This window comes from Glutamicibacter sp. V16R2B1, from assembly GCF_005774635.1.
GTDB classification, from domain to species: domain Bacteria; phylum Actinomycetota; class Actinomycetes; order Actinomycetales; family Micrococcaceae; genus Glutamicibacter; species Glutamicibacter creatinolyticus.
Window position 1 is genome coordinate 19,742 of sequence record NZ_VATX01000017.1, and the last position, 22,454, is coordinate 42,195.

The window sequence follows — 22,454 nt, forward strand, 5'->3', positions numbered from 1 at the left end:
CACCCATGGATCTGGCCGCCACCCTTTATCAGCGTGCCCTAACGGCTCCGCAACAGCCGGCACTGATCGGCACCGAACGGACGCTGAGCTACGCCCGGCTCTACGCCGCGGCCAGCCGGGGCGCTGACCGGGTGGCGGCCGCCGCCGGCAGCAAGATTTCCGAGGACCAGCTCCCGCCCCGGGTGGGCCTGTTGGCCTTCGAACCGCTGCACGCCATCACCGGGTTCTACTCATTGGTGCTGGCGGGGATCAGCGCCGTGGTGCTGGATCCGGCCTGGCCGGAATCCCGCCTGGGGGCCGTGATCCGCCAGCTGGATCTGCGCCATGTGCTGTGTGATGCGGCAGGCGCCCAGGCGCTGCAGCAGGCAGCCGTCCCCGGCCTGATGCGGTTGCCCATTGACTTGTCCGAAGATGAGCCAGCGTCCCTGCTGGCCCCACCGCACATCGATGCGGACCGGGAATTGCTGGTCGTCTTCACCTCGGGTACCACCAGCTTGCCCAAGGCGATTTGCCGCACCCGCCACTCCTGGCAGGCCAGCGTCCGGTTGGGCAGCAAGATTCTTCACGCCACCGCCGGAGAAATCAGCCTCATTCCCGGGCCGCTGGCCCATGGACTCAGCCTCTACGCGGTCGTGGAAAGCCTCACCACCGGAGGCACGGCGCTGCTGACCGGACGCTGGATGCCACGGCAGGTACGAGAACTGCTTGAATCCCACCGGTGCACCCGCGTGGTGGCAGTTCCCTCCATCCTGCGCCGGCTACTGGAGCAGTTTGATCCACGGCTGCTGGAGGGCCTGCGCTACGCGATCAGCGGCGGGGAAAACCTGCCCGCGCCCCTGCGCCGCCGGCTGCAGCAGCTGCCCGGCCTCGAGGTCGTCGTGGAATATTACGGCACAAGCGAACACAGCCTGATCGCCTACCGCAGCACCACCACGGCGCAGCGTACTTCCTCCACCGGATTCGCCGGCACTCCATTTCCCGGCGTCCAGTTGCACATCGCCGCACCGGATCAAGAGACCGGCATCGGGGAAATCTACGTGCACAGCCCCCTGCTGGCCAGCGGATACCATCCCAGCGGTCAGGAACGCTTCCGCTGGGACGGCAACCGGCTCAGCGTCCGGGACATGGGCCGGTTTACGGACGGGACGCTGTTTGTCCTCGGGCGGGCCGGAGGAATGCTGAACCTGGGTGGCAACAATATCCACCCCAGCGAAATCAGCCAGGCCATGGCCGCCACACTGGGGCTGGCCCATGTCGAGGTTCTGCTGCATGAGGAGCCTGAAGCGGCTCCCCGGCTGATCGCGGTCATCCACCGAGACGAGCTCTGCCCCACCATGGATGCGCAGGAAATCCGCGCCCGGCTGGCGGCGGTCCTGCCGACCTACAAAATCCCGCACGAGCTGCGGTGCGTCGACGTCTGGCCGCTGACCAGCAGCGGCAAGATCGCGGTCGGGCGGCTTCCCGACGTCTGGTCGCCCGAGGGCGCGGTGCTGCTGCGGGCGCCGGCCAACAACACGGTACGGGCTTAGGTTTGCGGCGCACGCGCGCGAAGCCCGCTGAGTCCGCACCTCGTTCAGGAAGGGAAGAGTTCATGAACCAGGTCTATGTGGTTGCTGCACGGCGTACCCCGATCCTGCGCAGCGCCAGGCAGTACTCGCAGGTCGGCGCCGAACGCTTGGCCGCCACCGTGATCGATGCACTGCTACAGGAGACCGGGGCGCCGCCCGGAGAGGTGGATCAGGTGCTGCTGGGCAGCGCGGCCGGGCCCGGGGGCAACATTGCCCGGGTGGCCACCCTGGCCAGCAGCCTCGGCCCCGACGTGCCGGCCACCAGTTTTGACGCCCAATGCGCCAGCGGGCTGGAGGCAATCGCGGCCGGGGCCAGGATGATCGCCTGCGGCGAAGCCCGGGTAGTCATTGCCGGCGGTACCGAAAGCGTGAGCACCGCGCCCTGGAGGCTGAGCAACCCCCATGATCCGATGGAACCGGTCCGCCGCTATTCCCGTGCACGGTTCACCCCGGCCCCGGATCCCGACCCGGGCATGGGGGTTGCGGCAGAAAACATTGCCAGGCGCTATGGGATTTCCCGCGAACGACAAGACCGTTTCGCGCTGCGCAGCCACCATCGGGCGCTGGCGGCCGAACAGGCCGGGCACTTCACCGGCGAGCTGGTTCCGGTTGGCACGCCGCAGGGAGTGGTCACCCGCGATGGCTGCACCAGAAGCAACCTGAGCATGGAGAAGCTTTCCGCGTTGCGTCCGGCCTTCGTCGCTGGGGGCAGCGTGACGGCCGGGAACAGTTGTCCGATCAATGATGGCGCGGCGGCGGTGATGCTGGTCGATGCCGAAACCCTGGGGCGTCTACGAGTGGGTTTTGCGTTGCGGTATCTGGGCGCTGCCGCCGGCGCCTGTGATCCGCAGGTTCTGGGACTAGCGGCGGTGCCGGCCTACCGCAATCTGCAGCGGCTGTTGCCGCAGCTGCTGCAGACCCCGCCCCGGCTGCTGGAGTTCAATGAGGCCTTCGCCGTCCAGGCCCTGGCGTGCCTGGACGAACTGGATGTGGCCGAGGCCTGCGTCAACTTGGAGGGCGGCGCCCTGGCACTGGGACACCCGTATGGGGCCAGCGGCGGGATCCTGGTGTCGCGGCTCTTCTGGCAGGCCCGGCGGCGTGGGCTGCACGGGGCGAATGCCGTGGCGTTGATGGCTGCCGCCGGGGGTACGGGCAGCGCGGTCGCCTTCGAGGCCCTGGCCTTGCAAGGCCCTGCTGTGGCCTAGGACTGCTCCTACGCGTGGGCCGGGAGCTAGATGTTGAAGCCCAGTGCCCGCAATTGCTCTCGTCCCTCATCGGTGATCCGCTGCGCGCTCCAGGGCGGCAGCCAGACCCAGTTCAGGTGGTAGGTGCCGACCAGGTTCCTTAGGACCGAAGCGACCTGTTCCTCGATCACATCGGTCAGCGGGCATTCGGCGGTGGTCAGCGTCATGTCGATTTCCAGTACCCCGCGTTCGCTGAAGCGCAGCCCGTACACCAGGCCCAGATCGATGATGTTGACCCCGAGCTCGGGGTCGATCACGTCCTTCAGCGCCTCGCGGATCTCGGCCATGGGCCGGGCCAACCGGGTGGGGACGCCGTGTTCTGGGGATTCGGACATCAACTGCTCCGCAAACTCGTGTGAATAAGGCGAACCTGCATTGATTACGCCACTTGGCCATCACGTTATCATCCGGCGTGGCGGTCCCCCAGCAGATGACGCTGCACCGGGTAACTTCCACGCAGCCGCTGCTTGTGGCGGCGCGGCTGCGGCCGGCTGCTGCACCCCGCCGCGTGGGGGTTAACGCCAGCAGGCCGGCACGCCCGCCCGTGGGCGGTGTGCCGGCCTGCTGGACCGGGGTCTGTGACTAGATGTTGAACCCGAGGGCACGCATCTGGTCACGGCCGTCGTCGGTGATCCGTTCCGGACCCCATGGCGGCATCCAGACCCAGTTCAGACGGTGCTCGTCGACTATGCTCTCCAGCGTCGCTGCCACCTGCTCCTCGATCACGTCGGTGAGCGGGCAGGCCGCGGTGGTCAGGGTCATGTCGATCAGAAGCACGCCGTCCTCGGCGTACTTCAGCCCGTAGAGCAGACCCAAATCGACGATATTGACTCCCAGTTCCGGGTCAATAACATCCTTGAGCGCTTCCTCGACATCCTCCAGCGGGGTCGTGGTCGACCCCTCGTGCTGTTCAGTTGATTCGCTCATGGTTTCCACCTAACTAGGCCGTGACCTTCAGGAAACGGTCGTAGCCCTCTTCTTCCAGACGGTCGGCCAGTTCCGGGCCGCCCTGTTCGGCGATCTTGCCGTCAACGAACACGTGCACGTGGTCCGGCTTGATGTAGCGCAGGATGCGGGTGTAGTGGGTGATCAGCAGAACACCCATCTCGTTCTCGTCCTGGGCACGGTTCACGCCCTCGGAGACAACCTTCAGCGCGTCAACGTCCAGGCCCGAGTCGGTTTCATCCAGCACGGCAAACTTCGGCTTGAACAGTTCCAGCTGCAGGATTTCCACGCGCTTCTTCTCACCGCCGGAGAAGCCTTCGTTGACGTTGCGCTGGGCGAAGTCGGCGTCGATCTTCAGCTTGCCCATGGCTTCCTTGACGTCCTTGGTCCAGGTGCGCAGCTTCGGTGCTTCGCCGTCGATGGCGGTCTTGGCGGTGCGCAGGAAGTTGGTCATGGACACGCCCGGGACCTCGACCGGGTACTGCATGGCCAGGAACAGGCCGGCCTTGGCGCGCTCGTCAACGCTCATCTCCAGCACGTCCTCGCCGTCCAGCATGATCGAGCCGCTGGTGACGTTGTAGCGCGGGTGACCGGCGATGGTGGCGGCCAGGGTGGACTTGCCCGAACCGTTCGGACCCATGATCGCGTGGGTTTCGTTGGTGTTGATCACCAGCGAGACGCCCTTGAGGATTTCCTTCTCGCCCTGCTCGGTGTCGATCGAGACGTGCAGGTCCTTGATTTCCAAAGTAGACATACGTCGTTCCGTTTCTGTGTCTAAAATCTTTCGAATTACCCGGCCAACTAGTTGTTGGTGACGGCCAATTCCTTTTCGATGATGTCGGTCAGGCGCGCTTCAAGTTCCTCATCGCGGATCTGCTGCACGATTTCGTTCAGGAAGCCGCGAACCACCAGGCGGCGGGCGGACTTCTCGTCGATGCCACGGCTCATCAGGTAGAACAGGTGCTCGTCATCGAAGCGTCCGGTGGTTGAGGCGTGCCCGGCACCCTCGATCAGGCCGGTCTCGATCTCCAGGTTCGGCACCGAGTCGGCACGGGTGCCGTCGGTGAGCACCAGGTTGCGGTTGGCTTCGTAGGAGTCGGTCCCCGAGGCCTCCTTGCGGATCAGCACGTCGCCGATCCACACGGTGTGTGCCCCTTCGCCCTGCAGCGCACCCTTGTAGAGCACGTTGGAGGTGCAGTTGGGCAGGTTGTGGTCCACGAACAGGCGGTGCTCCTGGTGCTGGCCGGCGTCTGCGAAGTACAGGCCGTACAGCTCCACCTCACCGTGCTCCCCGGCGAAACGGGCCGAGGGGTTCACGCGCACCAGGTCGCCACCGAAGGAGATGGCGATGTGCTTGAAGTAGGCGTCCTTGGCCACGGCAGCCTGCTGGCTGGAGGCGTGGATCGCGTCATCGTTCCAGGCCTGCAGCGACACGACGGTCAGCTTCGCCCCGGCGCGCACCTCGAACTCGATGTTCTGCGAGAGCACGGCGGAACCGACGTGGTCCAGCACCAGGGTCGCCTCGGAGTTCTCCTGGGCGATCACGATGATGTGCTGGGCGGCGGGGTCCATGGACTCACCGGTGATGGTCAGGTGCGACTTGATGCCCTCGGCGTTGGCCGGGATCGTCAGCACGTGCGCCTCGTTGGCGTACTTCCAGCCGTTGGCCGCCACCCGGTCCTCCGGGGTGGAGACCACGCCGCGCAGCTTGTCGCTGGCCGGCACGGTGGTGATGGTGACCTTCTCGTCGCCGCTGAGCTCAACCTTCGGCGCGGCGCCGGTCAGTTCCTTCTTGTGCAGCCCGCCCAGGCGCTTGAGCGGGGTGAAGCGCCAGTCTTCCTCGCGGCCGGTCAGCGGTGCGAAGTCATCGACGTTGTAGCTGGTCAGACGGCCGGCACGGGAGGAGTCGGGAATGCCGACCCCGCCACCGTGGCTGTGGCCCTTGACCGAGTCGCCGGCCAGCGGCGAGGCGGCCTCGTTCAGCGGCGAGAGGTTCTCGCCCTCTTCGGTGAAACCCGGGATTGAGGGGGCGCCGATGCGGGCCTTCTCGTCCGGAATATGGGTAGTGGTCTCCGACATGCTTAGCCGACCGATCCTTCCATCTGCAGTTCAATGAGGCGGTTCAGTTCCAGTGCGTATTCCATCGGCAGCTCGCGGGCGATCGGCTCGACGAAGCCGCGCACGATCATTGCCATGGCCTCGTCCTCGGCCATGCCGCGGCTCATCAGGTAGAACAGCTGGTCCTCGGATACGCGCGAGACGGTCGCCTCGTGGCCCATGGTGACGTCGTCTTCACGCACGTCAATGTAGGGGTAGGTGTCCGAACGTGAGATCTGGTCGACCAGCAGCGCGTCACACACCACCGAGTTCTTGGTGCCCTTGGCGCCTTCGCGCACCTGCACCAGGCCGCGGTAGGCCGAGCGTCCGCCATTGCGGGCCACCGACTTGGCGACGATCGCGCTGGAGGTGTTCGGGGCGATGTGCACCATCTTCGAACCGGTGTCCTGGTGCTGGCCCTCGCCGGCGAAGGCGATGGACAGGGTCTCGCCCTTGGCGTGTTCGCCGACCAGGTACACGGCCGGGTACTTCATGGTGACCTTGGAGCCGATGTTGCCGTCGACCCACTCCATGGTGGCGCCCTCTTCACAGATGGCGCGCTTGGTGACCAGGTTGTAGACGTTGTTCGACCAGTTCTGGATGGTGGTGTAGCGAACGCGGGCGTTCTTCTTCACGATGATCTCCACCACGGCCGAGTGCAGCGAGTCCGACTGGTAGATCGGTGCGGTGCAGCCCTCGATGTAGTGCACGTAGGAGCCCTCATCGGCGATGATCAGCGTGCGCTCGAACTGGCCCATGTTCTCGGTGTTGATGCGGAAGTAGGCCTGCAGCGGGATTTCGACGTGAACGCCCTTGGGGACGTACACGAACGAGCCGCCGGACCATACGGCCGTGTTCAACGCGGCGAACTTGTTGTCGCCCGCCGGGATTACGGTGCCGAAGTACTCCTGGAAGATTTCCGGGTGTTCCTTCAACGCGGTGTCGGTGTCCAGGAACACCACGCCCTGCGCTTCCAGGTCCTCACGCAGCTGGTGGTAGACGACCTCGGACTCGTACTGGGCGGCCACACCGGCCACCAGGCGCTGCTTTTCAGCCTCCGGGATGCCCAGCTTGTCGTAAGTGTTCTTGATGTCCTCGGGCAGGTCCTCCCAGCTGGTGGCCTGCTTCTCGGTGGAGCGAACGAAGTACTTGATGTTGTCGAAGTCGATGCCCGACAGGTCCGCGCCCCAGGTGGGCATCGGCTTGCGGTCAAAGTACTTCAACGACTTCAAGCGGCGTTCGAGCATCCATTCCGGCTCGCTCTTCAGGTGCGAGATGTTCTCCACCACGGCCTCGCTGAGGCCACGCTGGGCGCTGGCACCTGCCTCGTCGCTGTCAGCCCAACCGTATTCGTAGTTTCCGATCCCGTGGAGTTCAGGGTTCTTCTCCAGGATCTCGGAAATCACGCCCGGGTCGGCAGACTCATGTGCAATCTGATCCGTCATCGCGGCCTCTCCTGCTTCGTGAACTGAATTCGAGTTCTCTTCTCGGCGCGTCGCGGCGCCTTTTCACGGCCCACGGGGATGTGGGTCGTGCACACGTGACCGCCGCTGGCCAGCGTGGAGAGCCGACGTACGTCGACCCCCAGCAGCCGGGCGAACATTTCCGTCTCGGTGTCACAGAACACCGGGAACTCACGTGCCAAGTCTTGGATGGGGCAATGCCCCTGGCACAACTGCACGCTGTGCATCAACGCCGTGGGCAGCTTGGTGTCCACGGTGCGCGTGTACCCGACAAATCCGTCGGCGTTCAGCAGCTCACCGAGCACCTCGGCCCGCTGCTCCAGGCCTTCGACCCCCTCAAGGGCCTTGGCGTACCGGGCCTCCATGTCCTGGAAGCGGCGGCGGGCGAACCCGCGGATGGCGTCCTCCCCGGCCGCGTCGCCCAGATCCCGCAGGGCCTGGGTGGCGATGTCCAGGTAGTCGTTGCCCAACTTCGCCTGCCCCCGGTGGGAGAGCACGTACCGGCGCGAGGGGCGTCCGGCACCAGACTTCTGGTTTGCGACCAGCTTGACCTCGACCAGCCCGGCCTTGGACAGGGCATCGAGGTGGCGTCGAACGGCTGCCGGGGTGAAACCAAGTTTCTTGCCCAACTCTGCCGCGCTGACCGGGCCGTCTTCCAAGACGGCATACAACACGCGGTCGCGCGTCCGTTCTTCGGTATCCCCAATCGCGCCCACTACCTTTGCCGGCTGATCGCCAACTGAGTTTGCTTTAGATGAATACACAACACAAGCATGACCATATTTAGCGCTAAGGTCTAGTAAGGAAGTGCTTACTAAGGTTAGCCATTGTCGGCACCTGCTCGGCACCGGCAATTTTCAACATGACCACGAAATTTATCTTAGCGTGTTTGCCCGAAAACCGCCGTGAGCAAAGCCTCATCGGACCCAACTTCGACCTAGCGTAGAATCGATGGGTGTCTTCCGATTCCCCCAGTCTCATCATCAGTGAGCTGTGCAAGGACCTTGGACCGGTGCCGGCGCTGAATAACCGGATGCTCCGGGTCCTGCACTCCGTCTCACTCAAGGCCCACCCCGGACAGGTGACCACCCTGCTTGGCTCCAACGGCGCCGGGAAGTCCACCACCCTCAGCTGCGCCCAGGGCCTGCTGCGCCCGGACAGCGGAAGCATCCAGCTGCTGGGGCAGGACCCCTACGGGGACAAGCCCGAACTGCGCTCCCGGGTGGGGGTGATGCTCCAGGATGGCGGGCTGCCCCCGTCGATGCGCCCGATCCCGCTGCTGCGCCACGTCGCTTCGCTTTACCGCAACCCCATCGACCTGGATGCGCTGATCAAACGGCTGGACATCGAATCTTTCGCCTCGCGCACCATCCGCCGGCTCTCCGGCGGACAGAAGCAGCGCGTCGCGCTGGCCGCGGCACTGGCCGGGGACCCGGAAGTCGTCTTCCTCGACGAGCCCAGCGCCGGGCTGGACCCGCAGTCGCGCCAGGTGGTGTTCGACCTGATCGGCGACCTGCGCGATGCGGGCAAGGCCATCATCCTGACCACCCACCTGATGGATGACGCCCAGAAGCTCAGTGACTACGTGTACATCATCGACCGTGGGCGCACCGTCGCCCAGGGCACGGTCAGCGAACTGACCACCCTGGCCGCCGCCGAACAGCAGACCCGCCCGGTCTCCTTCGGGGCCGGAGCCGGCCTGGCGCTGCCGGATGCCGTGCCCGCCGGACTGCACCTGAGCGAAACGGCCCCGGGCGAATACCGCCTGGACGGGGTCCGCTCCCCCGACCACCTGCTGTGGCTGACCACCTGGTGGGCCGAGGCCGGCATCCTGCCCCACCACCTGAGCCTGCAGGCCCGCAGCCTGGAGGACGTGTTCCTGGAGATCGCCCAGAAGGAGCCCGATAACGCATGAGCGCACCGACCGAGCTTCCCCGGCACCAGAGCGTGCCCAACAACGCGGTCTCCCCGTTGCGGCGCATCGCCCTGCAGGGCAAGTACGAGACCCTCGTGATGCTCAGCAACGGTGAACAGCTGGTGCTGGCCATCGTGATGCCGCTGATCGCCCTGTTCGCCCTGACCTTCACCAACCTCATCGACGGGGTGGCCGCACGCAACATCGACGCCGCCGTGCCCGGGGTGCTGGCCCTGTGCGTGGTGTCCACCGCGTTCACCGGGCAGGGCATCGGCACCGGGTTCGACCGGCGCTACGGGGTGCTGCGGATGTTCTCCACCACCCCCCTGGGGCGCACCGGGCTGATCTTCGGCAAGGTCGTGGCCGTATTGACCGTCCTGGCCATCCAGCTGGTGCTGATCGGGGCCTGCGCGCTGCTGCTGGGCTGGGAACCACGCCTGGTCGGCATCCTGCCCTCCCTGCTCTTCCTGCTGCTGGGCGCCGGCTGCTTTACCGCCCTGGGCCTACTGATCGCCGGGACCGTGCGGCCCGAGGCGACGCTGGCCATCACCAACCTGGCCTGGATCCTGCTGGCCGGCGTCGGCGGGGTGCTCTTCCCGACCTCCATGGCCCCGGCCTGGATCCACCCCATCCTCAACGCTCTGCCCTCCGCGGCATTGGGCGATTCGCTGCGCGCGGCGCTCATCGACGGCGTCTTCCACTTCCCGGCAGGCCTGCTGCTGGTGGTGTGGACCGTCGTGGGCTCATTCGCGGCCGTCAAGCTGTTCAAATGGAACTAACCGCCACACCAATCCGAGGGAGAAGTTAATGTCTTCGTCCGTTGCCCCGTCCACGAGCTGGGCGGACAGGCTGCCCACCAAGATCACCAAGACCGTGCACGGCTTGGCGATCGCCTCGCTGGTCTCCCAGGTGGGCATCATCATCAGTGGCGGCGCCGTGCGCCTGACCAAGTCCGGGCTGGGTTGCTCCCAGTGGCCGAACTGCATGCCCGGCACCATGACCCCGGTCCCGGAAATGGGCATCCACGGTTTCATTGAGTTCGGCAACCGCCTGCTGACCTTCGTGCTGATGGCCATCGCCCTGGCCTTCCTGGTGGCCATCTGGAGGATGCGCTCCACCCACCGTTCGCTGTTTGTGATCGGCTGGGTCCTGCTCATCGGCATCCCCTTCCAGGGGGTCATCGGCGGCATCACCGTCTGGTCGGGGCTGAACCCGTGGGTGGTGTCCCTGCACTTCCTGCTGTCCATGGCCCTGGTCATGCTGGCCACCGTCCTGGTCAACCGCACCGGCAGCGAATACAAGCACACCCCCGCCCCGGTGCAGGACAAGACCATCGCCCAGGTCTCCTGGGTGGCCTGGATCGCCTCCATGCTGGCCATCATCTTCGGCACCGTGGTCACCGGCACCGGTCCGCACGCCGGGGACGCCTCGGCCCCCCGCCATCTGTTCGACCCGCTGACCGTGACCCGCATGCACACCGCCCCGGTGTACCTGCTGATCGGCGCGACCATTGTCCTGCTGGTGCTCGCGGCCAAGCGCAAGGCCGGCCCGGAATTCACCCACGGGCTGTACTGGCTGGTCGGCGTGCTGCTCCTGCAGGCCGCGATCGGGTACATCCAGCACTTCACCGGCCTGCCGATCGTGCTGGTCATCCTGCACATGCTGGGCAGCGCGCTGCTGGGCATCGCCACCACCAACGTGTGGGACCGTGCGGTGCGCCTGCCCAAGTACGAGGTGCCGCAGCACAACGTCCCCCAGCTCTAGCCGGCCCCAAGACGGCCCCAGGCCGTCCCACCGTGGTGCGCAGCGACCCGGTGTCGGAACCCATTGCGATCCGGCACCGGGTCGCTGTTCTTTGTCCAGCATCACGCGCTTCCGGTGGCACTTCACTGCCCGAAACCCTGGCGCGGAGCCGCACACAGCCGGGGACGCTCGAGACCCGGGGCGAGGCTGCTGCACCCCTGCTTTCGGTCGGTGGATGGCCCTGGAAGCTAGGACAGCTCGTTGCCGGCCTCCGGCACCCGAAGCGCGCTGCGCGGGGGCAGGCGCAGCAGTCCGTACAGCCCCATCGCCAGGATGACCCCACCGCCGACCCACAGGGCGGCGACCAGGATTCCGGCATCAACAACCGCCACCCCCAGTACCAGCAGACCATAGGCCAGGGTGACCCAGTGGGCTGCACGGGAGTTCGCGGCATAACCCGCGGCAAGCAGCACACTAAAGACGGCCCAGAGCAGCAATGGGATCTGGGCCGCACCGAAGTTTCCCACCATCAAGCCGGCGAGGACCAGCACCACCGGCACCACCAACAGCAGTGCCCCGAGAATGCGCATCACCAGCGCCTCCGCCCGGGGCGCTGTCACCGTGCTGGCATACCCAATGACGGCGCCCATCCACGCGGTGACCGCCATGGGCACCAGGAACAGGCCCGCGTCGAAGGGCGCGATGAACACCAGCACGCTCAGCAAGGCCGCGATGAGCATCATCAGCCACCGCCGCGCACCGTACGGCACCAGCACCACCGCAGCGCAGGCCAACGCCGGGAGCAGGGTCAACACGGCAGCGCCCGGGCCATAGGCGTCGACCAGGGAGGATAGCGTCCCTTGCGGCACACTGGTCGCCTCTGGGCTCTGCCCCTCGGGATTGCGCAGGAAAAAGCTCACCACCACCGCAGCCAGAACACCCAGGGCGACCGTGACACCCCACAGCACCGTTGCCGGGTTGCGCACGCCGCCCAGGATCCGCGAATCCAGTTCGCTGCGGCTTGCCTCGGCGACGAGCCTGGGCTCACCCAATGCCGCCAGGATCCGTTCCGGATCACGCCCCTGGGCCAGTGCCTCGTCAATATGGTCCCGCACGTCCTGCAGAATCGATTCCCTCTCAGGTCGCGGCACATCGGCCAAGGCGCCCTTGAGCCGGCGCAAATACCGCTGGGTCGCACGATCGGTGGAAATGCTAGCCATGATGCCCTCCCAAGAGCCCGTCAACCTGCTGCTGAATCCCCCGCCACACCTCACGAAAGCTGGCCAGTTGATGTTGGCCGTGCTCGGTGATGGCATAGTACTTCCGCGAACGGGTGCCATCACCGGCCTCCCAGCGCGCATCGACGCTGCCAGCCTGCTTCATGCGCGCCAGAAGGGGGTACAAACTTCCTTCGCTGGCCGAAAGCTCGCGTTCCATGAGCTCGTTTGCGATCTCCAGGCCGTACATTTCGCGTTGATCGAGCAAGGCGAGCACACAGTACTCCAGCACGCCCTTGCGCAGGTTGGTTGCCATTTTCTCCACTGCCCGATCCATAAGTCGAAGATACCTTGTACCACAAGACTTGTACAGCAAGAGTTACCCATCGGCCGAACTTAGGAGCTGGACGAGAACGCAAAAAGCCCCCGGTGAATGCACCGGGGGCTGAAGTGTGGGGTTCTAGCCGAACAGCGGGCTGCCGACGAACGGGTCGATGGCCAGCGCCAGGAACACGATCGACAGGTAGGTGATGGAGATGTGGAAGACCTTCATCGCCTTGCGGTTCATCTCAGCGGGCTTGTGCTCGCGCTGGGCTTCGCGGTAGAGCACGTGCGACTCGTAAACGAACCAGAGACCGGCCCCGCCGGCCAGGGCGGTGTACACGATGCCGGCGTAGCCCATGGGCACCAGCAGCATCGAGCAGACGAAGGTGGCCCAGGCGTAGAGCACGACCTGCACGGAGACGCGCCGAGCGTTGGCGATCGCGCCAAACATCGGCACCGAAGCCGCGTTGTAGTCATCGGCGTACTTCATGGACAGCGGCCAGTAATGCGGCGGGGTCCACAGGAAGATCACCACGAACAGGATGAAGGCCGGCCATTCCAAGGTGTTGGTGACCGCGGCCCAGGCGATCAGCACCGGCATGCATCCGGCGATGCCGCCCCACACGATGTTCTGGGTCGTGCGGCGCTTGAGGATCAGCGTGTAGAGCACCACGTAGAACAGGATGGCCAGCAGCCCCAGCGCCGTGGTCAGCGGGTTGGTGCCGAACCAGAAGATCGCCAGGGAGGTAATGGCCAGCACCCAGGAGAAGATCAGCGCTTCGCGCGGAGTCACATCTCCGGTCACCAGCGGGCGGCCCTTGGTACGCTTCATCAGCCGGTCCATGTCCCGGTCGAAATAGCAGTTGAAGGCGCCCGAGGCGCCAGCGGCCAATGCGCCGCCAATCAGGGTCGAAGCCATCAGCCACACCGAGGGGAACCCGCCGTAGGCGAAGATCATCGTGGGCAGGGTGGTGACCAGAAGCAACTCAATGACGCGCGGCTTGGTCAATGCCACGTAGGCACTGGCCTTGCGCTTGATGAATTCGCCGGTGGTCTCATCGAGCTGACGCGAGGCCTGGGGGCTCGGCGCATCGGCGACACTAAGAGACTTCAATTAAACGCACTCAGTTCTTCACGGGTACAAGACAGACGTCCTTATTCTACGCGTAATAGAAGACTTAGGGTAGTTGAGTTGAGTCATATCCGGCCTACTCCGGCGTGATTCCGGCCATCTCCCGCACTAAATCGCCAAACGAGCGAGAACAGGGCAGGCGTGGGCGCACCGTCCCGCACTGTGGACGGCGGCACCGTCGCCCCGGCTGGCGGCCCGGCTCCGGCTACCACGTGCGCGGCTCGGCAGCGGCATGCCAGGCGCCGGACTGCTGAGAGGACCCAACGAACCGCTATCCTGCACCTAACAAGTACCCGGCTTTGTAATGTGCCAAGCGTACAACGCCAAAGACTTGTGGGCGCGTTCCGAAGACGGGTACAGGCAAGGCAGCCTCCGCACCCGCAGGGCCGGGGAGGAGGCAGGGGTGTCCGCGCCGTCGGTCCCGACGGGGAAGCAGCCCGGAATCCGCGGCGGACCACGACAAATGCGTCCGGCGTACGCCGTCAGCTAACTTGGCCCCGTCATCTTGAAACAACCCACCACAAACCGGGTGATCCGCGATAGAGTGGACACTAGTTGCGCCGTCGCCGCCTTATCCCCGAGTTCGAACGACACGGGTTCGAGGTCGACGGCGTATTGCGTGTCAGCGGGAAAACACCATTCCCCCAGCCTGAATGGAAGGAAACGCCGCAGTGGCGACTGAATCCTTAGTTGAAGAATTTTCACTCACCGAGTTGGACCAGAAGGCCATCGACACGGCTCGCGTCCTGGCCGCTGATGCCGTCGAGAAAGTCGGCAACGGCCATCCCGGTACCGCCATCAGCCTGGCCCCGGCCGCCTATCTGATCTTCCAGAAGCACCTGCGCCACGACCCGAACGACCCGAACTGGTTCGGCCGCGACCGCTTCATCCTCTCCCCCGGTCACACTTCGCTGACCCTTTACCTGCAGCTCTTCCTCTCCGGCTACGGCCTGGAGATGGAGGACCTGGCCGCGCTGCGCACCTGGGACGCCAAGACCCCGGGCCACCCGGAGTTCGGCCACACCGCGGGCGTGGAAATCACCACCGGCCCGCTCGGCCAGGGCCTGGCCTCCTCGGTGGGCTTCGCCTACGCCCAGCGTCGGATGCGCGGCATGTTCGACCCGCAGGCCCCGGCCGGCACCAGCCCCTTTGACCACACCATCTACGTCATCGCCTCCGACGGCGACATGCAGGAGGGCGTCACCTCCGAGGCCTCCTCGCTGGCCGGACACCAGCAGCTGGGCAACCTGGTGGTGATCTACGACGACAACGAGATCTCCATTGAGGACGACACCGACATCGCCTTCAGCGAGGACGTGCTTGCCCGCTACGCCGCCTACGGCTGGCACACCCAGCGGGTGGACTGGACCAAGACCGGTGACTACGTCGAGGACATGAACGAGCTGGACGCGGCGATCCGCGCGGCGAAGGCCGAAACCACCCGCCCGTCGATCATCTCGCTGCGCACCATCATCGGCTGGCCCTCGCCGACCAAGGCCAACACCGGCGGCATCCACGGCGCCAAGCTGGGCGGGGAGGAAGTCGCCGGGCTGAAGAAGGCCCTGGGCTTTGACACCGAAGCCCACTTCCACATCGCCGACGACGTGCTCGCCCACGCCCGCAAGGTCGCCGACCGCGGTGCCCAGGCGCACCGTGAGTGGGACGAGAAGTTCTCCACCTGGGCCAAGTCCAACCCGCAGGACGCGGCCCTGCTCGAACGCCTGCGCGCCGGCGAGCTGCCCGAGGGCTGGGAGCAGAAGCTGCCGGTGTTCGAGGTCGGCACCTCCCTGGCCACCCGCGCGGCCTCCGGCAAGGTCATCAACTCCATCGCCGAGGTGCTGCCCGAACTCTGGGGCGGCTCTGCCGACCTGGCCGGTTCGAACAACACCACCATCAACGACGCCGCGTCCTTCGCCCCGGCCGAGCGCTCCACCGACGCCTGGGCGGCCAACCCGTACGGGCGCGTGCTGCACTTTGGCATCCGTGAGCATGCAGCCGCGGCGATCACCAACGGCATCGTGCTCGGCTCCCCGACCCGCGCCTTCAACGGTACGTTCCTGATCTTCTCGGACTACCAGCGCCCGGCCATCCGCCTGGCAGCGCTGATGGGCGTGCCCTCGATCTTCGTGTGGACCCACGACTCGATCGGCCTGGGCGAGGACGGCCCGACCCACCAGCCGGTGGAGCACCTGGCCAGCCTGCGCGCCATCCCGAACCTGGACGTGGTGCGCCCCGGCGACGCGAACGAGGTCTCCTACGCCTGGCAGGGCATGCTGCAGCTGAAGACCAACCCGGCCGGCATCGTGCTCTCCCGCCAGAACCTCGCCGTCTTCGACCGCACCGCCCCGGGCTTCCGCGGCGCCGAAGGCACCCTGAAGGGCGGCTACATCCTGGCCGAGGCCATGCGCGGGGGCGCCGAGGTCACCCCGGACGTCATCCTGATCGCCACCGGCTCCGAGGTGGAGCTGGCGGTGCAGGCCCGTGAGGAACTGGCCCAGAAGGACATTGCCGCCCGCGTGGTCTCCCTGCCGAGCAAGGAATGGTTCGCCAAGCAGGACGCCGCCTACCGCGAAGAGGTGCTGCCTGCCGCCGTCACCGCCCGCGTCTCCGTGGAGGCCGGGGTGGCCATGGGCTGGCGCGAATTCGTTGGCGCGCAGGGCGAGATCATCTCGCTGGACCACTTCGGCGCCAGCGCCGACTACAAGACGCTCTACCGCGAATTCGGGATCACCACCGAGGCCGTGGTGGCCGCCGCGGAAAAAGTTGCGAAGTAAGGAAACCATTTACCCATGAGTAATCCAAACACCCAGGCACTATCCGACGCCGGTGTCTCCATCTGGCTCGATGACCTCTCCCGTGAACGGCTCACCAGCGGTTCGCTGGCCAAGCTGATTGAGGAGAAGAACGTCACCGGCGTGACCACCAACCCCTCGATCTTCGCCGCCGCCCTGTCCAACGCCGAGGTCTACGGCACCGCGATCGCCGAACACCGCGAGAAGTCGGTGGATGCGGCCATCCTGGAAATCACCAGCGATGACGTGGCCCGCGCCTGCGACCTGTTCCGCCCGGTCTACGACGCCACCGGCGGGGTGGACGGACGCGTGTCCATCGAGGTGGACCCGCGCCTGGCGCACACCACTGCGGAGACCATCGCCCAGGCCAAGGCGCTGCATGAGCGCGTGGGCCGGGAGAACGTGCTGATCAAGATCCCCGCCACCCTGGCCGGGCTGGAGGCCATCAGCGAGACCATCGCCGAGGGCATCAGCGTGAACGTCACCCTGATCTTCTCCCTGGAGCGCTACCGCGAGGTCATCAACGCGTACCTGATCGGCCTGGAGAAGGCCCACGCCAAGGGCCTGGACCTGTCCAAGATCCATTCGGTCGCCTCCTTCTTCGTCTCCCGCGTGGACACCGAGATCGACAAGCGCCTGGATGCGCTGGGCACCGATGAGGCCGCCGCCGTGCGCGGGCAGGCCGGGGTGGCCAACGCCCGCCTGGCCTACCAGATCTTCGAGGAGCAGTTCTCCACCGCCCGCTTCGAGGTGCTGGCCGCCGCCGGCGCCAACGTGCAGCGTCCGCTGTGGGCCTCCACCGGCGTGAAGGACCCGGCCTACCCGGCCACCTTGTACGTCACCGAGCTGGTTGCCCCGCAGACCGTGAACACCATGCCGGAAAAGACGCTGGACGCCACCGCCGCCGAGGCCCAGGTGCGCCCCAACGCGATCGCCGGCAGCTACGATGCCGCCAACCGCGTGCTGGACAAGCTGGCGGCCCTGGGCATCGACTACAACCAGGTCGTGGAGCAGCTGGAGACCGAGGGCGTGAAGAAGTTCGAGGACTCCTGGAACGAACTGCTGCAGGACATGGCCGTCGCGCTCAAGGAGGCCAAGTAAATGGAACTGGGTCTGGTGACCTCCGGGGCCGCCCTGGCCTCGGTCGAGAAAAACCTGCCGCGGCTGCTGGAGGATAAGGTCGGCAGCCGCATCGCGGCCCAGGACCCCACCCTGTGGGGGCCCGAGGCCGAGTCCGAGGCCGCCATCCGGCTGGGCTGGACCAACCCCTTCGACACCGCCGAGGAACTGGTGCCGGCAATCCTGAACCTGCGCGATGAGCTGGTGGCCGAGGGCCTGACCCGCATCGTGCTGTGCGGGATGGGCGGCTCCTCGCTGGCCCCGGAGGTGATCACCGCGAACGACGGCGTGGACCTGGTGGTGTGCGACACCACCGACCCGCAGATGGTCTCCGCGATCCTCAACGAGGACCTGGAGCACACGGTGGTGGTCATCGCCTCCAAGTCCGGCTCCACCGTGGAAACCGATTCGCAGCGCCGCGCCTTCACCGCCGCCTTCCAGGCCGCCGGCATCGACCCGGCCACCCGGCTGGTGCTGGTCACCGACCCGGGCTCGCCGATGGACGACCCTAGCGGGGTGCGGGCGGTGTTCACCGCCGACCCGAACGTGGGCGGACGCTACTCGGCGCTGACCGCGTTCGGCCTGGTGCCCTCGGGGCTGGCCGGGGCGGACATCGACGCGCTGCTGGAGGAGGCCGGGCTGGTCTCGGACCTGCTGGCCGAGGACGACGAGGACAACCTGGCCCTGCACCTGGGGGCCGCGCTGGCCACCACCGGGCGGGACAAGCTGGTCTTCGCCTCCGACGCCCAGGCGCTGGGCGGGTTCGGGGACTGGGCCGAGCAGCTCATCGCCGAATCCACCGGCAAGCTGGGCAAGGGGATCCTGCCGGTGGTCGCCCACCTCAACGCCCCGGAGCTGCGTGACCCGGCCGGCGATGTGATGCCGCTCTACCTGTACGGGCAGCTGCCCGACGAGGTGGCCGAGGACACCACCGCCATCCACTTCTCCGCCCCGCTGGGCGCCGCGTTCCTGATCTTCGAGTACGCCACCGCGGTGGCCGGCTACCTGCTTCAGCTGAACCCGTTTGACCAGCCCGACGTGGAGGCCGCCAAGGCCGCCGCCCGCACCCTGCTGGACGCCCCGTCCGCCGGGGAACCGGACGCGGTGTTCGGTGCCATCGAGGTCTACGGTTCCACCGCCGACAGCCTGGCCGATGCGCTGGAGCAGCTCACCGCCCAGCTGCCGGAGAACGGCTACCTGGCCATCCAGGCCTACCTGGACCGGCACGGGGATGCGAAGCTGCAGTCGCTGCGCGACGTGCTGGCCGAACGCACCGGACGCCCGGTGACCTTCGGCTGGGGTCCGCGCTTCCTGCACTCCACCGGGCAGTACCACAAGGGCGGGCCGCGCACCGGGGTCTACCTGCAGCTGACCACCCAGTCGCAGCGGGACGTGCAGATCCCCGGGCGCAGCTTCGGCTTCGCCGGGCTGATCGCCGCGCAGGCCTCCGGGGACGCGAACGTCCTGTGCGATGAGGAGCACGCCCGCCCGGTGCTGCGCCTGCACTTCACCGACCGCGCCGCGGGCACCGCCCAGCTGCTGACCGCGCTCGGCCTCGAGGACGGCGCGCAGTAGCCGCGCCGGTGCCCCGCCCGGCTTCCGGGTCCGGGTAGGCGGGCACCAAAGGATTTTTGACCATCAGCCAGCCGCTGATCGGTGAGCTTAAGGACGAGTGAGCTAAGGAACAGATGAGCAACCCACTACGCGATCCCCGGGACCGGCGGCTGAACCGCATCGCCGGTCCCGGAGCGCTGGTGTTCTTCGGGATCACCGGCGACCTGGCCCGCAAGAAACTCATGCCCGCGGTCTACGACCTGGCCAGCCGCGGCCTGCTGCCGCCGAACTTCGCGATCGTCGGGTTCGGGCGGCGTGACTGGTCCGCCCAGGACTTCGCCGCCCAGGCCCGTGAATGGATCCTGGCCAGCGCCCGCACCCCGTTCAACGAGACCGTGTTCGAGCAGCTGGCCTCCGGGATGCGCTTCATCTCCGGCGCCTTCGACGACGACGCCGCCTATGAGCAGCTGGCCGCCACCCTGGATGAGCTGGCCGAAACCCGCAACACCGGGCGCAACCACGCCTTCTACCTCTCCATCCCGCCCAGCTGGTTCGAGGTCGTCTGCCAGAAGCTCTCCGAGCACCACCTGGCCAACGACAACAACCCGGGCTGGGAACGGGTGGTCATCGAAAAGCCGTTCGGCCACGACCTGGCCAGCGCCCGGGAACTGAACAGCATCGTCGAATCGGTCTTCCCGCCCGACGCCGTGTTCCGCATCGACCACTACCTGGGCAAGGAGACCGTGCAGAACCTGCTGGCCTTCCGCTTCGGCAACCAGCTGTTCGAACCGCTGTGGAACAACAAGTACGTGGACCACGTGCAGATCACCATGGCCGAGGACATCGGCATCGGCGGACGCGCCAGCTACTACGACGGGGTCGGCGCGGCCCGCGACGTCATCCAGAACCACCTGCTGCAGCTGCTGGCGCTGACGGCCATGGAGGAGCCGATCTCCTTCAACGCCGACCACCTGCGCGCCGAAAAGGAGAAGGTGCTCACCGCCGTCACCCTGCCCGAGGACCTGGACGCGGCCAGCGCCCGCGGACAGTACACCTCCGGTTGGCAGGGCGGGGAGAAGGTCGTCGGATTCCTGGACGAGGAAGGCTTCAACCCCAAGTCCAAGACGGAAACCTACGCGGCGATCCGGCTGAACATCAACACCCGGCGCTGGCACGGGGTCCCGTTCTACCTGCGCGCCGGCAAGCGCCTGGGCCGGCGCGTCACCGAGATCGCGGTGGTGTTCAAGCGCGCCCCCAACCTGCTGTTCACCGACCACAAGGATGACGAGTTCGGGCAGAACGCGATCGTTATCCGGGTGCAGCCCGACGAGGGCGCCACCATGCGCTTCTCCTCCAAGGTGCCCGGCACCCAGATGGAGATCCGCGACGTGACCATGGACTTCGGGTACGGCAACGCGTTCACCGAATCCTCCCCCGAAGCCTATGAACGGCTCATCCTGGACGTGCTGCTGGGCGAGCCGCCGCTCTTCCCGCGCCACGAGGAAGTCGAACAGTCCTGGCGGATCCTGGACCCGTTCGAGGAACACTGGGCCGCGCTGGACTGCCAGCCCGAGCCCTACCACCCCGGGTCCTGGGGCCCGTCCAGCAGCGATGAGCTGATGGCCCGAGACGGAAGGACGTGGCGCCGGCCATGATGATCGATCTTCCCAACACCACCACCAGCCAGGTGGCCAAGAAACTGATCACCGCGCGGCGCACCCACGGCGCCTCCGCGCTCTCCCGGGTGCTGACCCTGGTGGTCATCACCCGTGAGGGGTTCGCCGAGAAGGCGATCGACGCCGCCGACCTGGCCAGCCGCGAACACCCCTGCCGGGTGATCGTGGTGGTGCGCGGGCCGGTGACCGGCAAGAACTGCCTGGACGTGCAGATCCGCGTGGGCGGGGACGCCGGGGCCTCCGAGGTCATCGTGATGCGCACCCGCGGCCCGAACATCATCGCCGACGAGGCGCTGATCTCCGCCCTGCTGCTGCCCGATGCGCCGATCGTGGCGTGGTGGCCGCACGGGGTGCCGGACGACCCGGCCAACACGCCGCTGGGCAAGCTCGCCCACCGGCGGATCACCGACTCCGGGCAGGCCCCGGACCCGGAGGCCGCCCTGTTCCAGCGCGCCAAGACCTACCAGGCCGGGGACTCGGACCTGGCCTGGACCCGCATCACCCTGTGGCGCGCCCAGCTGGCCAGCATCATCGACCTGATCGGCACCAAGGGGCTGAAGAACATCACGGTGAAGGGCTCGGCGAACTCGCCGTCCACCACCCTGCTGGCCGCCTGGCTGACCATGTGCCTGAACGTGCCGGTCACGATCGCGGCGGACAAGTCCACCGGCGGGCTATCCAGTGTGCGCCTGAGCCGCAAGGCCGGGGACGTGGAACTCTCCCGCCCCACCGGGGAGGTCGCCCACCTGTACCTGCCCGGCAGCGCGCCGCAGCGGATCTCCCTGCCGCGCCGCCCGATCGCCGACTGCCTGGCCGAGGAGATGCGCCGCCTGGACGCCGACGACGTGTTCGGCGAGGTGGTCACCCGCGGACTGCACCTGACCAACCTGAGGAGTATTGAGCCCAGTGATCGCTAGACAGATCGTCATCCACCCGGACGCGGACACCACGGCCCAGGCGGTGGCCGGCCGGCTGATCACCGCCGTGCAGGACGCCATCGCCGCCCGCGGGGTCGCCCACGTGGTGGTCACCGGCGGCAGCCTGGGCATCGCCGCGCTGCAGGCCGTGGCCGGCAACCCGGCCCGGCACGCCGTGAACTGGTCGCTGGTGCACTTCTGGTGGGGCGATGAGCGCTTCGTCGCCGCCGATTCACCGGAGCGCAACATCGGCCAGGCCGCGGAGCTGTTCACCGAACTCGACGCGCTGGGCCTGGACCGGCAGACCGTGCACCCGATGGGTTCCAGCGACGAATACGACACCGCGGAGGCCGCGGCCGAGGCGTACACCGCGCTGCTGGCCGCCGAGGCCCCCGAGGGGCAGGCCAGCCCGGCCTTCGACGTGCTGATGCTGGGCATGGGGCCCGACGCCCACGTCGCCTCCCTGTTCCCGCACCACACCAGCTCACAGGACACCGGGGCGATCGCCGTCCACGAGTCCCCCAAGCCGCCAGCCAACAGGGTGTCGCTGACCATGCCCACCATCAACGCGGCCCGCGAGGTCTGGCTGCTGGTGGCCGGCTCCGAGAAGGCCCCGGCGTTGGCCGCGGCCCAGCACGAGGTCAACGAGGCTGCGGTCCCGGCCAGCGCCGTGCACGGCACCACCGCCACGCGATGGCTGGTGGACCGCGCCGCTGCGTCCCTGCTCTAGGCGCCACCGGTTAAAAGC

20 protein-coding genes are annotated in these 22,454 nt (G+C 67.0%); 11 read left to right on the forward strand and 9 right to left on the reverse strand.

The genetic code is table 11. The annotated features are described in order from the left end of the window. Window positions 1-5: 5 nt before the first annotated feature. Together FDN03_RS12970 and FDN03_RS12975 are read left to right on the forward strand one after the other, a co-directional pair. Window positions 6-1,529, forward strand: a complete 1,524-nt coding sequence (locus tag FDN03_RS12970) for a class I adenylate-forming enzyme family protein (protein ID WP_138177760.1) — start codon at window positions 6-8, stop codon at window positions 1,527-1,529. A gap of 62 nt (window positions 1,530-1,591) precedes the next feature. After that, on the forward strand, window positions 1,592-2,773 hold the full coding sequence (locus tag FDN03_RS12975) for a thiolase family protein (RefSeq protein WP_138177762.1): 1,182 nt from the start codon (window positions 1,592-1,594) through the stop codon (window positions 2,771-2,773). A 26-nt stretch (window positions 2,774-2,799) separates the two neighbouring features. Here FDN03_RS12975 and FDN03_RS12980 read toward each other — a convergent pair whose 3' ends face one another. From FDN03_RS12980 to FDN03_RS13005, 6 genes are all read right to left on the reverse strand, one after another. After that, window positions 2,800-3,147 (reverse strand): metal-sulfur cluster assembly factor, encoded by a 348-nt coding sequence (locus FDN03_RS12980; RefSeq protein WP_138177764.1) that lies wholly within the window; start codon window positions 3,145-3,147, stop codon window positions 2,800-2,802. Between the two features lie 247 nt (window positions 3,148-3,394). Continuing rightward, complete coding sequence (locus FDN03_RS12985) at window positions 3,395-3,739, reverse strand: metal-sulfur cluster assembly factor (RefSeq protein ID WP_138177766.1); 345 nt, start codon at window positions 3,737-3,739, stop codon at window positions 3,395-3,397. A 13-nt stretch (window positions 3,740-3,752) separates the two neighbouring features. Next, window positions 3,753-4,511, reverse strand: coding sequence for a Fe-S cluster assembly ATPase SufC (gene sufC, locus FDN03_RS12990; protein ID WP_054820772.1), 759 nt, complete (start codon window positions 4,509-4,511; stop codon window positions 3,753-3,755). A 47-nt stretch (window positions 4,512-4,558) separates the two neighbouring features. After that, window positions 4,559-5,836: a Fe-S cluster assembly protein SufD gene (gene sufD / locus FDN03_RS12995; protein WP_138177768.1), complete on the reverse strand. Its 1,278-nt coding sequence runs from the start codon at window positions 5,834-5,836 to the stop codon at window positions 4,559-4,561. A gap of 2 nt (window positions 5,837-5,838) precedes the next feature. Continuing rightward, on the reverse strand, window positions 5,839-7,299 hold the full coding sequence (gene sufB / locus FDN03_RS13000; RefSeq protein ID WP_138177770.1) for a Fe-S cluster assembly protein SufB: 1,461 nt from the start codon (window positions 7,297-7,299) through the stop codon (window positions 5,839-5,841). Beyond that, complete coding sequence (locus FDN03_RS13005; protein ID WP_246049488.1) at window positions 7,296-8,033, reverse strand: metalloregulator ArsR/SmtB family transcription factor; 738 nt, start codon at window positions 8,031-8,033, stop codon at window positions 7,296-7,298. Before FDN03_RS13005 ends, sufB begins: the two co-directional genes overlap by 4 nt. A gap of 239 nt (window positions 8,034-8,272) precedes the next feature. Here FDN03_RS13005 and FDN03_RS13010 point away from each other — a divergent pair, with 239 nt between their 5' ends. The 3 genes from FDN03_RS13010 to FDN03_RS13020 are packed head-to-tail and all read left to right on the forward strand — an operon-like array spanning window position 8,273 to window position 10,996. Beyond that, window positions 8,273-9,232, forward strand: a complete 960-nt coding sequence (locus FDN03_RS13010; protein WP_138177774.1) for an ABC transporter ATP-binding protein — start codon at window positions 8,273-8,275, stop codon at window positions 9,230-9,232. Then, on the forward strand, window positions 9,229-10,011 hold the full coding sequence (locus FDN03_RS13015; RefSeq protein ID WP_138177776.1) for an ABC transporter permease: 783 nt from the start codon (window positions 9,229-9,231) through the stop codon (window positions 10,009-10,011). Before FDN03_RS13010 ends, FDN03_RS13015 begins: the two co-directional genes overlap by 4 nt. Before the next feature lie 28 nt (window positions 10,012-10,039). Next, window positions 10,040-10,996 carry a COX15/CtaA family protein gene (locus FDN03_RS13020; RefSeq protein ID WP_138177778.1) on the forward strand — a complete coding sequence of 319 codons (957 nt, stop codon included), beginning with the start codon at window positions 10,040-10,042 and terminating at the stop codon, window positions 10,994-10,996. A 227-nt stretch (window positions 10,997-11,223) separates the two neighbouring features. Here FDN03_RS13020 and FDN03_RS13025 read toward each other — a convergent pair whose 3' ends face one another. The 3 genes from FDN03_RS13025 to FDN03_RS13035 form a co-directional block, all read right to left on the reverse strand. After that, window positions 11,224-12,195 carry a DUF1700 domain-containing protein gene (locus FDN03_RS13025; protein ID WP_171021253.1) on the reverse strand — a complete coding sequence of 324 codons (972 nt, stop codon included), beginning with the start codon at window positions 12,193-12,195 and terminating at the stop codon, window positions 11,224-11,226. Then, window positions 12,188-12,508, reverse strand: coding sequence for a PadR family transcriptional regulator (locus FDN03_RS13030; protein WP_249354568.1), 321 nt, complete (start codon window positions 12,506-12,508; stop codon window positions 12,188-12,190). Before FDN03_RS13030 ends, FDN03_RS13025 begins: the two co-directional genes overlap by 8 nt. Window positions 12,509-12,652: 144 nt before the next feature. Next, the gene (locus FDN03_RS13035; RefSeq protein ID WP_138177784.1) at window positions 12,653-13,630 is read right to left on the reverse strand and encodes a heme o synthase; all 978 of its coding nucleotides are present in this window, start codon (window positions 13,628-13,630) and stop codon (window positions 12,653-12,655) included. Window positions 13,631-14,319: 689 nt separating this feature from the next. Here FDN03_RS13035 and tkt point away from each other — a divergent pair. The 6 genes from tkt to pgl all read left to right on the forward strand — a co-directional run bounded on the left by tkt (window position 14,320) and on the right by pgl (window position 22,436). Beyond that, window positions 14,320-16,422: a transketolase gene (gene tkt, locus FDN03_RS13040; protein WP_249354570.1), complete on the forward strand. Its 2,103-nt coding sequence runs from the start codon at window positions 14,320-14,322 to the stop codon at window positions 16,420-16,422. A gap of 15 nt (window positions 16,423-16,437) precedes the next feature. Continuing rightward, entirely contained in the window at window positions 16,438-17,541 is a 1,104-nt protein-coding gene (gene tal / locus FDN03_RS13045; RefSeq protein WP_138177788.1) for a transaldolase, read from the forward strand. Next, window positions 17,542-19,134 (forward strand): glucose-6-phosphate isomerase, encoded by a 1,593-nt coding sequence (locus tag FDN03_RS13050; RefSeq protein WP_138177790.1) that lies wholly within the window; start codon window positions 17,542-17,544, stop codon window positions 19,132-19,134. Between the two features lie 113 nt (window positions 19,135-19,247). Then, a complete protein-coding gene (gene zwf / locus FDN03_RS13055) occupies window positions 19,248-20,768 on the forward strand; it encodes a glucose-6-phosphate dehydrogenase (protein WP_138177791.1) in 1,521 nt (506 codons plus the stop codon). Then, on the forward strand, window positions 20,765-21,706 hold the full coding sequence (locus FDN03_RS13060) for a glucose-6-phosphate dehydrogenase assembly protein OpcA (protein ID WP_138177793.1): 942 nt from the start codon (window positions 20,765-20,767) through the stop codon (window positions 21,704-21,706). The genes zwf and FDN03_RS13060 overlap by 4 nt, the downstream gene beginning before the upstream one ends. Further along, the gene (gene pgl, locus FDN03_RS13065) at window positions 21,696-22,436 is read left to right on the forward strand and encodes a 6-phosphogluconolactonase (protein WP_138177795.1); all 741 of its coding nucleotides are present in this window, start codon (window positions 21,696-21,698) and stop codon (window positions 22,434-22,436) included. The genes FDN03_RS13060 and pgl overlap by 11 nt, the downstream gene beginning before the upstream one ends. Window positions 22,437-22,454 lie beyond the last annotated feature (18 nt).